This window comes from Aeromonas sp. (assembly GCF_051657805.1).
GTDB lineage: Bacteria > Pseudomonadota > Gammaproteobacteria > Enterobacterales > Aeromonadaceae > Aeromonas.
Map to the genome: position 1 here is coordinate 397428 of NZ_JBOFLJ010000003.1, position 12228 is coordinate 409655.

Sequence of the window (12228 nt, forward strand, 5' to 3'; positions counted from 1 at the left end):
TCAGACGAGCCCCTCCCCTGCGGCCAGGGCGACGGCTCGCCAGCCCGGCGCAGAGCCCCATCAGGAGTCACAGATGGCCATTCCTCCCAGGCCACAGGAGGATGCCGGTTTGCCCGGGACGAACACGTTTGCCACCGAGCGCGAGGAGGATAGCCCCTCAGAGCCCGTGCCGACCTATCCTTCGCAACCCATCCCCCCCCTTGCCAGGACGCCGGGGGATCTGCAGCTGGCCAGGGTTGCCATCCCGGATCCCAGTGAGGAACTGGGTCGACTGCTGGAGCGGCTGGCGGTGGATATTCACCTCGAACTGGGGCGTGCACAGCGCCCCCCCCTGCTGCGCCTCAATCTGCCGGAGCTGGGGGAACTGGCGATCCGCATCGCCCGCCATCCGGGCGAGCTGCAGGTGGAGATCCTGACCACCAGCCAGGGGCAGTCTCAGCTCAGCCAGGGGCGCGGCGAGCTGCTCGACCGCCTGCAGCGGCTCTATCCCGGCGAGCAGGTCTCCCTCGATCTCTTCACCCGCGGGGATAGCGAGCAGGGCTCGCGCCAACGGAGATCCCTCTATGAAGAGTGGGACGCAGACGCATGATGCCCATCACACTGCCCGCGGCCTCCGTCGCAGAGCTGGCCCTGCAACGGCGTCTCAGTCAGCATCGCCGGCACTTCGACTGGTCGGGTGGCGAGCTATCTCTCTCCATAGGCCTGCCACCCGTCGGCCTGGATACCCGGCTGCAACTGCACTGGCAGGGACTGGCTCTGACGCTCGCATGCCAGGGCGCCGAGCTGGCGCGCTGGCTGGCCCCGGATCTGCAACAGGCGGCGCTGTTCAGCCTGCCCGAACCGCTGCAACTGGCGCTGATCGAGCGGCTGGGACAGCCCCTATCCGGCCTCAGTTGCTCGGCTCTCGTCCAGAATGCGACCAGCAGTCATGCGGCTATCCCCGGCGAGCCCGCGCTGCAGATCCTGCTGAAGCGGGAAGGCGTCTGCCTCTCGCTCTGGTTGCATCAACCCGAGCCGCTGCTGGCCAGACTGCCACCACGTCCACCCCGAGAGCGTCGGCCACTGCCACTGCTCCTCTCCCTGCGCTGGGGGGAGATGCGCCTCTCGGTGATGGAGCTGGCCGGACTGGCCTGTGGCGACGTGCTGCTGCCGCCGCCCCATCCGATGCTGGGCCAACGGCTGCTGGCCTGCCTGGAGGGACGCCCCCTCGCCTATTGCCAACCCCACCCACAACATCTGGAACTGACCGATATGTATACCGCCGCCCCCGATGAACCGCTCGGCCCGACCGAGCTGGAGAGCCTGCCCATTCAGGTGAGCTTCGAAGTAGGTCGCCAGACCCTGGACTGGCACAGCCTCACCAGCCTGCAACCTGGCTCCCTCATCGATCTCGGCACGCCCCTCGACGGGGAGGTGCGCATCTTCGGCAACGGTCATCGGATCGGCGTCGGCCGACTGGTGGAGATCCAGGGGCGCCTGGGGGTGCGTGTCGAGACCCTGAGTGGAGAGCCGCAGCCATGATCCAGCTACCGGATGAGCTCAACCTCATCGTCGGCCTCGCCCTGCTGGCCCTGCTGCCCTTCATCGCCGTGATGGCCACCTCCTTCGTCAAGCTGGCGGTGGTCTTCTCCCTGCTGCGCAACGCCCTCGGGGTACAGCAGATCCCCCCCAACATGGCGATGTACGGGCTGGCCATCATCCTCAGCATCTATGTGATGGCCCCGGTCGGTTTTGCCACCCAGGATTACCTGCGCCAGAACGAGGTGTCGCTGGCCAAGTCCGAGTCGGTGGAGAAGTTTCTCGACGAGGGGATGGCGCCCTACCGCGCCTTCCTCAAGAAGCAGATCAAGCCGCGGGAGCACGCCTTCTTCGTCGACAGCACCAAGCAGCTGTGGCCGAGCGAATATGCCGATCGGCTGGAGCCGGACAGCCTGCTGATCCTGCTGCCCGCCTTCACCGTGAGCGAGCTCAGCCGCGCCTTCGAAATAGGGTTTCTGATTTATCTCCCCTTCATCGCCATCGACCTCATCATCTCCAACATACTGCTGGCGATGGGGATGATGATGGTCTCTCCCATGACCATCTCGCTGCCCTTCAAGCTGCTGCTGTTCGTGCTGCTGGATGGCTGGGCCCGCCTGACCCACGGGCTGGTCACCAGCTACGGGGGCTGAGATGAGTCACGCCGATATCCTGCATTTCACCAGCCAGACTCTCTGGCTGGTGCTGATCCTCTCCATGCCGCCAGTGCTGGTCGCCGCTCTGGTGGGCACCCTGGTCTCGCTGCTGCAGGCGCTGACCCAGATCCAGGAGCAGACCCTGGGCTTTGTCGCCAAGCTGATCGCCGTGGTGATCACCCTGTTCGCCACCACGGCCTGGCTCGGCAACGAGCTCTACAGCTTCGCCGACATGGTGCTGTTCAAGGTGCCGCAGATCCGATGACCCTGGAGACCCTGCAGGCCCAGATGCTGGCCTATACCCTGCTGCTGCCGCGCTTCATCAGCTGCTTCGTGATGCTGCCCATCCTCAGCAAGCAGATGCTGGGGGGAGCCATGATCCGCAACGGCGTAGTTTGCTCCCTGGCGCTCTACGCCTACCCCATGGTGGCCCATAGCCTGCCGCCCGCCATGGATGGCATGGCGCTGGCCCTGCTGATCGCCAAGGAGGTGCTGCTGGGTCTGCTGATCGGCTTCGTGGCCGCCATCCCCTTCTGGGCCATAGAGGCGAGCGGCTTTCTCATCGACAACCAGCGCGGGGCCGCCATGGGTTCCCTGTTCAACCCGAGCCTCGCCAGCCAGACCAGTCCGACGGGCCTGCTGCTGACCCAGACCCTGATCACCCTGTTCTTCGCCGGGGGGGCCTTCCTCAGCCTGCTGGGGGCCCTGTTCCAGAGCTACGCCAGCTGGCCGGTGACCCACTTCTTCCCCGCCATCGGCAGCCAGTGGATCAGCTTTTTCTATGGCCAGTTCAGCCAGATGCTGTTGCTCTGCGCCTTGCTGGCGGCCCCCCTGCTCATCGCCATGTTTCTGGCGGAGTTCGGGCTGGCCCTGATCAGCCGCTTCGCCCCCTCGCTGAACGTCTTCGTGCTGGCGATGCCGATCAAGAGCGCCGTCGCCAGCCTGCTGCTGGTCATCTACATCAAGCTGATGATGGATCACGCCTATCGCCAGGTGCTGGCGGTGATGGATCCGCTGCGTCTGCTCGCCCCGGTGCTGGAGGCGAGATGAGCGGCGAGAAGACCGAACAGCCCACTCCCAAGAAGCTGAGGGACGCCCGCAAGAAGGGGCAGGTCGTCAAGAGCAAGGAGGTGATCTCCACCGCCATCATACTGGTGCTGATCGGCATGCTGATGGGGATGTCCGACTACTACCTAGAGCACTTCGGCAAGTTGATGCTGATCCCGGAGTCCCACATCCAGCTCCCCTTTGCACAGGCCCTCAACCATGTGGTCGAAAATCTGCTGCAGGAGCTGGCCTATCTGTGTATCCCGATCCTGGCGGTCTCCGTGCTGGTGGTGCTCGCCTCCCATGTCGCCCAGTACGGCTTTTTGCTGAGCGGCGAGTCCATCAAACCGGACATCAAGAAGATCAACCCGGTGGAGGGGGCCAAGAAGATCTTCTCCATCAAGAGCCTGATGGAGTTTGTCAAATCCCTGCTCAAGGTCATCCTGCTCAGCCTGCTGGTATGGATCACCATAGAGGGCAACCTGCATACCATGCTGCAGTTGCCGGGTTGCGGCATGGTGTGCGTAACCCCGGTGCTCGGCGCCATGCTGGGCCAGTTGATGGCCGTCTGCGCCATGGGCTTCGTGGTGATCGCCATCGCCGATTACGCCTTCGAGCACTTCCAGCACATCAAACAGCTCAAGATGAGCAAGGACGAGGTGAAACGGGAATACAAGGAGATGGAGGGGAGCCCGGAGATCAAGGGCAAACGGCGACAGTTCCATCAGGAGCTGCAATCGAGCAACATGCGCGCCGATGTGAAGCGCTCCTCGGTCATCGTCGCCAACCCGACTCACATCGCCATCGGCATCCGCTACGAACGGGGGGAGACACCGCTGCCGCTGGTGACCCTGAAGTTCACCAATGCCCAGGCGCTGCAGGTTCGAAAAATTGCCGAAGAGGAGGGGATCCCCGTGCTGCAACGGATCCCGCTGGCCCGCGCCCTCTATCGGGACGCCCTGCTCAACCACTACATCCCGGCCGACCAGATCGAAGCGACCGCCGAGGTGCTGCGCTGGCTGGAACAGTGGCGTCAGGCAGAAGGACACCATGCATCCTGATCGGGATTTTTTGCTGCACGATCGGATGACAATGGGGTAACGAGAGCCAGAGATCACGCTTCAGCAAGACACTCGTGTCGAACACTCCAGCCAGCACTAAATGCTGTACCGAGTGGCACACTCAGGATCACGGACACAAAAAAGCCCAAACGACGTTGTCGCTTGGGCTCTATAGATGGCGGAGGGGGTGGGATTTGAACCCACGGATGGTCGCCCATCGCCGGTTTTCAAGACCGGTGCATTCAGCCGCTCTGCCACCCCTCCGAACGGCGTGCATACTACGTCAGGCCCTTGTTCATATGCAATACATATTTGTTCTGGAACAATAAGCTACAACTGGTTGGAGGGCCGCTTGAAATCAGCGCTCGTCATCCACACATTCAGTGCATACAATGCGTTAACGAAGCGGAATCTGCCGCCTCAACCCGGAAATCAAGAGGACATCAAGATGGATACCCGTTCTATCTACACTGGCACCCAGGGTGCCGTGCGCGACACCAACAAGGTGCTGCGCAACACCTATATGCTGCTCTCCCTCACTCTTGGCTTCTCCGCCGTGGTGGCCGGGATTGCGACCGTGATGAACATGCCGCCCCTGCACTGGGCCATCTTCCTCATCGGCGTATACGGTCTGATGTTCCTGACCGAGAAGAACCGTGACAACGGCATGGGGCTGGTATTCACCTTCGCCCTGACCGGCCTGCTGGGCTATAGCCTGGGCCCCATCATCAACATGTACATGAACAACGGCGGCGGCGAGATCGTGATGACCGCCCTGGGTGGTACCGCCCTGACCTTCTTCGGTCTGTCGGCCTATGCCCTGACCACCAAGCGGGATCTCTCCTTCCTCGGCGGCATGCTGTTCGTCGGTTTCTGGGTGCTGCTGGTGGCCATGGTCGCCAACATCTTCCTGCAGATGAGCGCCCTGAGCCTGGCCCTGTCCGCCATGTTCATGCTGTTCTCCTCCGGCGCCATCCTGCTGACCACCCAGCAGATAGTGCGCGGCGGCGAGACCAACTACATCTCCGCCACCGTGACCCTGTATGTCTCCATCTACAACATCTTCCTGAGCCTGCTTAGCCTGCTCGGCGGCAACCGTAACTAATCAGGTTCGCTGTACGGAAAACCCCGCTTCGGCGGGGTTTTTATTGTCCACCGCCCCTGCTAGGGTGAAGGCGTAGTCAATGAACCGGCATGAAGAACCCGGCCCTGATTTGGATCAGGGCTCTTTCGTGGCCAACCGGCTATGCTCTCGCTTTCGATTCGCTCAAGGGTTTCACCTGTCCCATGTCCATGGATTTTGCCAGTCTGCTGCACCACTCAATGATTGCTCACCCTGTCGATAACAAGGCGCACGAGGACAGCCTCCCCCATGCCCATTGATCTCGCCGGCCTGCTGCGCCGCCTGCTGTCTGACAGCCATATCTACTTCGCCCTCAAGGTGCTGCTGGCCATCCTGGGGCTGCTCGCCTTCGCCCTGGTGCAGGGGGACATCCAGCTCACCGTATTGCTCTCCCTCGGGGTGGTGGCCGGTGCCATTGCCGAGACCGACGACAGCCTCTGGGGTCGGGTGAAGAACCTCGCCATGACGCTGGTGTGCTTCCTGTTCGCCTCCCTGTGCGTGCAATACCTCTTCCCCACCCCCTGGCTGTTTGCCCTGGGGCTCGCGGGTTCCACCTTCATCTTCGTGATGGTGGGGGCGCTCGGGCAGCGCTACGCCACCATCAGCTTCGGCTCCCTGCTGATCGCCATCTACACCATGCTGGGAGCCGCCAAGGCGCCGGATCTCTTCTATCAACCCCTGGCGCTGGGTGCAGGGGCCCTCTGGTACGGACTGGTCTCCCTCGTCTGGCTCTGGCTGCTGCCCTACAAGACCCTGCACGAGCAGCTCGCCCAGAGCTATTTCGCCCTGGCCCGCTATCTGCTGGAGAAATCCCGCTTCTTCCCGGCGGACGAGCACGGCGCCCAGGCCATTCGCCACAACCTGGCCCAGCTCAACATCAACCTGGTCAGCGCCCTGAACCTGACCAAGACGGCCCTCAATGCCCGGTTGAATGCCCGCTCAGGTCGCCGTCATCAGGTAGCCCCCGAGCTCGCCAGCCTGCTGCGGCTCTACCTGCTGGCGCTGGAAATTCAGGAGCGCGCCACCTCCAGCCACTACCCCTACAGCAAGCTGGAGGCCGAACTCAAGCAGGGCATAGTGCTGGACGGCTTCCAGGAGGTGTTCCTGCAGCTTTCTGAGGCGTGTCAGCAGCTCGGCTACGCCATCCTGGTGCACAAGCCCTACGTCCACCACAAGCGCATTCACTGGACCCTGGAGGCCCTCGGCGATCAACTGGAGTTCACCCACCTCAAGCAGCACTATCCCAAGACATTGCTGACGCCGATGAAGTTCCTGCGCCGCAACCTCGCCAGCATCAACCAGCTGCTGACCAGTGCCGAGGATCTGCAAAATCCGGCCTTGCCTTCCGCGGATCTGCCCGCCCTCGCCAACCCGGCCCCCTTGCCGCTGCTGGCCCTGTTCAGGCAACACCTGACCCCGAACTCCATGGTGTTTCGCCATGCCCTTCGGTTGTCCCTCGGCCTGGTGGTGGGTTACGGCATACTGCAGGCGTTCCAACTGGACAAGGGCTACTGGATCCTGCTGACGGTGCTCTTCGTCTGTCAGCCCAGCTACAGCGCCACCCGCCGCCGGCTGGTGCAGCGCATGCTCGGCACCTTCGCCGGCATCCTCATCGGCATGCCCGTGCTCTGGCTCTTCCCCGAGCTGCACCTGCAACTGGGGATCATGGGGCTCGCCGCCTTCCTGTTCTTCACCCAGGTGCGCAGCAACTACAGCGCCGCCGTCTGCTTCATCACCCTCTACGTTCTGATGGCCTTCAACCTGCTGGACGGCATCGGCTTCGCCATCCTGGGGCCGCGCCTGCTCGACACCCTGCTCGGCTGCCTGCTCTCCTACGCTCTGGTGGCCTGGCTCTGGCCGGACTGGCAGTACAAGCGGCTGCCGAGCCTCATCGCCAACTCTCTGTCCGCCAACGCCCGCTACCTCTCGGCTGTGCTCGCCAGCCTGCACCGCCAGCGGGACGAATCCCTCGACTACCGGGTCGCCCGCAAGTGCGCCCATCTGGCCGACAGCGAGCTGGCCATGGCCTGGCAGAGCATGCTGGTGGAGCCGAGCAAGCGCCGCCGCGTCCTCGATCTCTGCTTCACCCTCACCTGGCGCAACCACGCCCTGCTCTCCTACATCTCGGCCCTCGGCGCCCATCGCGACAAGCTGGAAGCCATCCCTGGGCTCGACGAGATCGGCCGTCACATCAGCCACACCCTGGAGCGGGCCGCCGGCCATCTGGCGGGGGAGATGCCGGCGCGGCTCGAGGGGCAGTGCCCGGAACTCGCCCCGGACAGCAGCGAGGAGCAGTTGATGCTGACCCAGCAGCTGACCCTCATCAGCGAGCTGGCGGACGAGTTGCTGAGCCTGGCCAACCAGAGCCGGTTGCTCACACAGGGACAAGGCGCTACCATGCCCGCCCAATCCTGATCCCCCCTTTGCGAGGAGCCCCCGATGTCTGAGCATCATCAGCTGGAATTCAACGGTCAAACCATAGAAACCGATGCCAAGGGCTATCTGCGCCATAGCGAGGAGTGGAGCGAGGCGCTGGCGCTGGTGCTGGCCGAGCGGGAGGGTATAGTGCTGGAGGAGCCCCACTGGGAAGTGGTGCGCTTCGTGCGGGCCTTCTATCTGGAGTTCAACACCTCCCCCGCCATCCGCGCCCTGGTCAAGGCGATGGAGAAGCAGTACGGCCCAGAGAAGGGCAACAGCCGCTATCTCTACAAGCTGTTCCCCGAAGGACCCGCCAAGCAGGCCACCAAGATCGCCGGCCTGCCCAAACCGGTGAAATGCATCTAATAAAAAAACCGCGCCAAGGCGCGGTTTTTTATTGCAGACGAAGGGGTCAGCCTCAGGGGTTGTAGGCCACCACAGAGCCACCGAGCCCGGTCATCTGGCTTATCTTGCTCTGCATGCCCTGCAGCCTGGCCTTTGAGACATCCGGTCCGATGAAGACCCGGGTGATCTGACCCTGTACCGGGGTTCTCGGCGAAGTCTGGGCCGAGTAGCCGGCGGCCCGCAGCTTGCTCACCAGGGCATTGACGCTCTCTGCGTTCTTGAAGGCGCCGAGCTGCAGGATCCAGCTGCCCTGGGCCGGGGCGGCGGCAGGAGCCGGCGTAGTCATCTTGCTCGCGATGAGATCGTCCATGGTCTTGATCTGGCCAACCTGGGGCTTGCTCGGCTCAGGCTTTTTCACCTCCACCGGCTTGGGGGGCACAGGTTTGGGTTTGGGCTGCTCCACCGGTTTCTGGGCCACCACCTCGGGTTTGGGCTGAGGCTTGGGTTGAACCGCTGGTTGCGTCACAGGCTGGGTTGTCGGCGCCGTGGCTGGCGGCTGCGCCTGCTGGCCGTTGTTCGCCAGGGTGACCGTATTGCCTATCTCCTCCACCTGCCACTGCTGGGCGGCAGAGGCCTGTTGCTGGCTCGCCAGATGTTCGGCAGGCAAGGTGCTCGCGGCCGACACCTGCAGCTCGGGCTTGGCCGGCTCGAGCTCGGGGCGCAGCGGGATGTTGGCGAACGCCTCGTCCTTTTGCTCCAGCTTGTTGCCGTCCATCAGATCCGGCAGAAAGATGACCACCAGGGCGACCAGGATGACGGTCCCCACCAATCTGTTTTGAAACTTCGAAGCCAAGTTAAGTCCTACCCATATTGCTTAATCGATGATGCGAACAAGAGTGGCAAGCGACTCAAGCACGCGTCGCCAACACCTCGGCGACAGTGTAAAACGAGCCGAACACAATGACCATATCATCAGGACTCGAAGCGGCCAGCGCTGCCTCATAAGCCTCGGTCACCGACTCGAACTGTACGGCCGGCCCCTGCTCGCCCGGCGTTGCAACCACCGGTGTTGCAACTAATAGTGCGGTCGCGAGCTGGGCCGAGGTGGCGGCGCGGGGGCCGTGCAGGCTCGCGAGATACCACGCATCGATAAGTCCATCGAGTTCCGCAAGCGAACCCGCCATGTCCTTGTCTTTGAGCATGCCGACCACGGCGCGCCGCTTCCCTCGGCAGGGGATCTGGAGCAGCTGGCTCGCGAGATAGGCCGCCGAGTGCGGGTTGTGGGCCACGTCGACGATGACCAGCGGGTCGTTTTGCAGTCGCTGCATCCGCCCCGCCAATCGGGCATCCGCCAGCCCCTGCCGAATGGCCGCCTCCGGCAACGGCAGCCCCAGGGACTCCAGCGCCGCCAGAACTGTCACCGCGTTCATCAGCGGCAGGGCAGGCTTGGGCAGGCCGAGCCAGTGGTTCAGACCGTGATAATCCCAGGCTGTTTCGTGCTCTTCCCCACGAAAATCGATGCCGACCTGGCGCAGGCAGGCTCCCAGATGCAGGGCTTCGCTCGCGATGGTGGCGGGCGGGTTCGGCTCGCCGCTGATGGCGGGCTTGGCCTTGCGATAGACGCCGGCTTTTTCCACCGCCACCGCTTCCCGGGTATCCCCGAGCCAGTCGCAGTGATCCAGCGCGATGGAGGTGATCATGGCGACATCGGACTCCACCACGTTGGTGGCATCGAGGCGGCCGCCCAGCCCCACTTCCAGCAAGAGCACGTCCGGCGCGGCGCGGCGAAACAGCCAGAGCCCGGCCAGGGTCGCGAACTCGAAGAAGGTGAGCGCTATCTCGGCGCGGGCCGCTTCCACCGCGGCGAACGCCTCGCAGTGCGCGTTCTCGGAGAGCTCGGCACCGTCGATGCGCACCCGCTCAGTAAAGCGCAGCAGGTGCGGCGAGGAGTAGACCCCCACCCTGTAACCGGCGGCCATCAGTATGCTGGCGGCCATGGCGCAGGAGGATCCCTTGCCATTGGTGCCCGCCACCGTGATCACCTTGAACGGCAGCTCGGTGAGCCCCATGCGACGGGCAACGGCCCCGACCCTATCCAGCCCCATGTCGATATTGACCGGGTGGATCTGCTCCAAATAAGAAAGCCAGTCGCACAGCGACCGGCTTTGGGAAGATTGCATCTGTGAACTCATCTTACTCTTCGATGACTTGAGTGTTCATCAGCTTGGCCAGCAGGCCGGCCAGGCGGTTGCGCATCTCGCGGCGATCGATGATGAGATCGATGGCGCCTTTCTCCAGCAGGAACTCGGAGCGCTGGAAGCCTTCCGGCAGCTTCTCGCGCACTGTCTGCTCGATGACGCGGGGGCCGGCGAAGCCGATCAGCGCCTTGGGCTCGCCCACATTGATGTCACCCAGCATGGCGAGACTCGCGGATACGCCACCCATGGTGGGGTCGGTCAGCACGGAGATGAACGGCAGGCCGGCCTTGGTCAGCCTGTCCAGCGCCGCACTGGTCTTGGCCATCTGCATCAGGGAGAACAGGGCTTCCTGCATGCGCGCCCCACCCGAGGTGGAGAAGCAGACCAGGCCGCGGCCTTCCTTGATGCTCTCCTCGACGGCACGCACGAAGCGGGCACCGACCACGGAGGACATGGAGCCACCAATGAAGGAGAACTCGAACGAACAGGCGACGACCGGCACCCCCTTCAGGGTCCCCTTCATCACCACCAGCGCATCTTTTTCTCCCGTCTCTTTCTGAGCGGCAGACAAACGATCCTTGTAGCGCTTGGAATCCTTGAATTTCAAGATGTCCTGCGGCTCCAGCTCGGCAGCCACTTCACTGCGGCCTTCGACGTCGAGGAAGCTCTCGAGACGGGCGCGGGCACTGATCCGCATATGATGATCACACTTGGGGCACACTTCGAGATTGCGCTCCAGTTCTGCCCGGTAGAGTACCTGTTCGCAAGACGTGCACTTGGTCCACACCCCTTCCGGGATGTTGTGACGACGGGGTGTCGTGATCTTGCTCTTGGGAAGGATCTTCTCAAGCCAGCTCATGGAATTCCTTAATGCTTTTGTGCCTGACAAAACACATCGGGCCTTGGTTGTTCAATGACTTAAGGGCTCGATGGCAATAAATAACGGGTCATTAAACCACAAATTTTCGGGCCCAGTTACTAAAAACTGGTCGTACCCGGTGCCGAGTCCGGCAGCCAGAGCGGGCCGAGGGGCAGCCGGGGCAGACCGAACTCATCCGGGTAATCCACGTCCACCAGATAGAGCCCCCCCGCCTTGGCGGTGGGCCCGGCCAGGTTGCGATCCTTCTGGGCCAGCACCTCGGCGATCCACTCCACCGGTTGGAGCCCCTGCCCCACCAGCAACAGGGAGCCGGTGATGTTGCGCACCATGTGGTGCAAGAAGGCGTTGGCGCGGATATCCAGCACTATGTAGGGACCCTGGCGGCTCACGCAAAGGTGGGTCACGTTGCGCCAGGGGGTGTTGGACTGGCAGGCGATGGCCCGGAAGGTGCTGAAGTCGTGCTCCCCGATGAGGCTCTGGCCCGCCTGGTGCATCAGTGCCGCGTCTATGGCCTCGTGGTAGTGGCTGACGCCGCTGCCGAGGATCGCCGGGCGATAATTGTGGTTGTAGATGACGTAGCGGTAGCGACGGGCGGTGGCGCTGAAGCGGGCGTGGAACGTCTCGTCCACCTCCTTGACCCAGCGCACGCCGATGTCCGGCGGCAGGTTGGAGTTGAGCCCCAGGGTCCAGGCGGACTCGGCGCGATTGGACTCGGTATCGAAGTGGATCACCTGGCCGGTGGCGTGGACCCCGGCATCGGTACGGCCGGCACACTGGATGGACACAGGGTGGTTGGCGATGCGGCTGATGGCTTTTTCCAGCTCTTCCTGGACGCTGATCACTTCTCGCTGACGCTGCCAGCCGAAGTACCGGCTGCCGTCATATTCAATACCTAGGGCAATTCGCATGGATGAAACTTGTCTTATGGGGAAAGGATGAAAGAAACGGGGCGGATTATACCCGCTTGGCGCAAAAGTCCCAA

General features: G+C 63.2%; 14 protein-coding genes and 1 tRNA gene. 10 read left to right on the forward strand and 5 right to left on the reverse strand.

Translation table 11 applies throughout. The features are described 5' to 3' along the window. Positions 1 to 73: 73 nt before the first annotated feature. Genes ACRCYW_RS02200 through sctU form a run of 6 tightly spaced genes read left to right on the forward strand, consistent with a single transcriptional unit; the run spans position 74 to position 4282 of the window. Positions 74 to 589, forward strand: a complete 516-nt coding sequence (locus ACRCYW_RS02200) for a type III secretion system needle length determinant (protein ID WP_438548544.1) — start codon at positions 74 to 76, stop codon at positions 587 to 589. Further along, positions 586 to 1521 carry a type III secretion system cytoplasmic ring protein SctQ gene (sctQ, locus tag ACRCYW_RS02205; protein WP_438548545.1) on the forward strand — a complete coding sequence of 312 codons (936 nt, stop codon included), beginning with the start codon at positions 586 to 588 and terminating at the stop codon, positions 1519 to 1521. The genes ACRCYW_RS02200 and sctQ overlap by 4 nt, the downstream gene beginning before the upstream one ends. Beyond that, a complete protein-coding gene (gene ascR, locus ACRCYW_RS02210) occupies positions 1518 to 2171 on the forward strand; it encodes a SctR family type III secretion system export apparatus subunit AscR (RefSeq protein WP_438548546.1) in 654 nt (217 codons plus the stop codon). Before sctQ ends, ascR begins: the two co-directional genes overlap by 4 nt. A gap of 1 nt (position 2172) precedes the next feature. Further along, complete coding sequence (gene ascS, locus ACRCYW_RS02215; protein WP_042654982.1) at positions 2173 to 2439, forward strand: SctS family type III secretion system export apparatus subunit AscS; 267 nt, start codon at positions 2173 to 2175, stop codon at positions 2437 to 2439. Then, a complete protein-coding gene (sctT, locus tag ACRCYW_RS02220; protein ID WP_438548547.1) occupies positions 2436 to 3224 on the forward strand; it encodes a type III secretion system export apparatus subunit SctT in 789 nt (262 codons plus the stop codon). Before ascS ends, sctT begins: the two co-directional genes overlap by 4 nt. Further along, positions 3221 to 4282 (forward strand): type III secretion system export apparatus subunit SctU, encoded by a 1062-nt coding sequence (gene sctU, locus ACRCYW_RS02225; RefSeq protein WP_438548548.1) that lies wholly within the window; start codon positions 3221 to 3223, stop codon positions 4280 to 4282. Before sctT ends, sctU begins: the two co-directional genes overlap by 4 nt. Positions 4283 to 4458: 176 nt before the next feature. Here the strand turns inward: sctU and ACRCYW_RS02230 are convergent. Further along, positions 4459 to 4546: transfer RNA gene (locus tag ACRCYW_RS02230), tRNA-Ser, on the reverse strand. 184 nt (positions 4547 to 4730) lie between these two features. Here ACRCYW_RS02230 and ACRCYW_RS02235 point away from each other — a divergent pair. The 4 genes from ACRCYW_RS02235 to ACRCYW_RS02250 all read left to right on the forward strand — a co-directional run bounded on the left by ACRCYW_RS02235 (position 4731) and on the right by ACRCYW_RS02250 (position 8189). After that, positions 4731 to 5387: a Bax inhibitor-1/YccA family protein gene (locus tag ACRCYW_RS02235; protein WP_438548549.1), complete on the forward strand. Its 657-nt coding sequence runs from the start codon at positions 4731 to 4733 to the stop codon at positions 5385 to 5387. Between the two features lie 89 nt (positions 5388 to 5476). After that, positions 5477 to 5665 carry a hypothetical protein gene (locus tag ACRCYW_RS02240; RefSeq protein ID WP_438548550.1) on the forward strand — a complete coding sequence of 63 codons (189 nt, stop codon included), beginning with the start codon at positions 5477 to 5479 and terminating at the stop codon, positions 5663 to 5665. Continuing rightward, on the forward strand, positions 5655 to 7820 hold the full coding sequence (yccS, locus tag ACRCYW_RS02245; RefSeq protein ID WP_438548551.1) for a YccS family putative transporter: 2166 nt from the start codon (positions 5655 to 5657) through the stop codon (positions 7818 to 7820). Before ACRCYW_RS02240 ends, yccS begins: the two co-directional genes overlap by 11 nt. 24 nt (positions 7821 to 7844) lie before the next feature. Next, positions 7845 to 8189, forward strand: a complete 345-nt coding sequence (locus ACRCYW_RS02250; protein WP_438548552.1) for a TusE/DsrC/DsvC family sulfur relay protein — start codon at positions 7845 to 7847, stop codon at positions 8187 to 8189. A 52-nt stretch (positions 8190 to 8241) separates the two neighbouring features. Here ACRCYW_RS02250 and dedD read toward each other — a convergent pair whose 3' ends face one another. The 4 genes from dedD to truA all read right to left on the reverse strand — a co-directional run bounded on the left by dedD (position 8242) and on the right by truA (position 12154). Further along, positions 8242 to 9021 (reverse strand): cell division protein DedD, encoded by a 780-nt coding sequence (gene dedD, locus ACRCYW_RS02255; RefSeq protein WP_438548553.1) that lies wholly within the window; start codon positions 9019 to 9021, stop codon positions 8242 to 8244. Positions 9022 to 9076: 55 nt separating this feature from the next. Next, entirely contained in the window at positions 9077 to 10360 is a 1284-nt protein-coding gene (folC, locus tag ACRCYW_RS02260) for a bifunctional tetrahydrofolate synthase/dihydrofolate synthase (protein WP_438548554.1), read from the reverse strand. Position 10361: 1 nt separating this feature from the next. Then, entirely contained in the window at positions 10362 to 11225 is an 864-nt protein-coding gene (accD, locus tag ACRCYW_RS02265) for an acetyl-CoA carboxylase, carboxyltransferase subunit beta (protein ID WP_438548555.1), read from the reverse strand. A gap of 119 nt (positions 11226 to 11344) precedes the next feature. Continuing rightward, the gene (gene truA / locus ACRCYW_RS02270; protein WP_438548556.1) at positions 11345 to 12154 is read right to left on the reverse strand and encodes a tRNA pseudouridine(38-40) synthase TruA; all 810 of its coding nucleotides are present in this window, start codon (positions 12152 to 12154) and stop codon (positions 11345 to 11347) included. Positions 12155 to 12228 lie beyond the last annotated feature (74 nt).

Bases quoted from the DNA above. Each gene is read 5' to 3' on its own strand.
- ACRCYW_RS02200 (WP_438548544.1), top strand. From the start codon at position 74: ATGGCCATTCCTCCCAGGCCACAGGAGGATGCCGGTTTGCCCGGGACG.
- sctQ (WP_438548545.1), top strand. From the start codon at position 586: ATGATGCCCATCACACTGCCCGCGGCCTCCGTCGCAGAGCTGGCCCTG.
- ascR (WP_438548546.1), top strand. From the start codon at position 1,518: ATGATCCAGCTACCGGATGAGCTCAACCTCATCGTCGGCCTCGCCCTG.
- ascS (WP_042654982.1), top strand. From the start codon at position 2,173: ATGAGTCACGCCGATATCCTGCATTTCACCAGCCAGACTCTCTGGCTG.
- sctT (WP_438548547.1), top strand. From the start codon at position 2,436: ATGACCCTGGAGACCCTGCAGGCCCAGATGCTGGCCTATACCCTGCTG.
- sctU (WP_438548548.1), top strand. From the start codon at position 3,221: ATGAGCGGCGAGAAGACCGAACAGCCCACTCCCAAGAAGCTGAGGGAC.
- ACRCYW_RS02235 (WP_438548549.1), top strand. From the start codon at position 4,731: ATGGATACCCGTTCTATCTACACTGGCACCCAGGGTGCCGTGCGCGAC.
- ACRCYW_RS02240 (WP_438548550.1), top strand. From the start codon at position 5,477: ATGAAGAACCCGGCCCTGATTTGGATCAGGGCTCTTTCGTGGCCAACC.
- yccS (WP_438548551.1), top strand. From the start codon at position 5,655: ATGCCCATTGATCTCGCCGGCCTGCTGCGCCGCCTGCTGTCTGACAGC.
- ACRCYW_RS02250 (WP_438548552.1), top strand. From the start codon at position 7,845: ATGTCTGAGCATCATCAGCTGGAATTCAACGGTCAAACCATAGAAACC.
- folC (WP_438548554.1), bottom strand. From the start codon at position 10,360: ATGAGTTCACAGATGCAATCTTCCCAAAGCCGGTCGCTGTGCGACTGG.
- accD (WP_438548555.1), bottom strand. From the start codon at position 11,225: ATGAGCTGGCTTGAGAAGATCCTTCCCAAGAGCAAGATCACGACACCC.
- truA (WP_438548556.1), bottom strand. From the start codon at position 12,154: ATGCGAATTGCCCTAGGTATTGAATATGACGGCAGCCGGTACTTCGGC.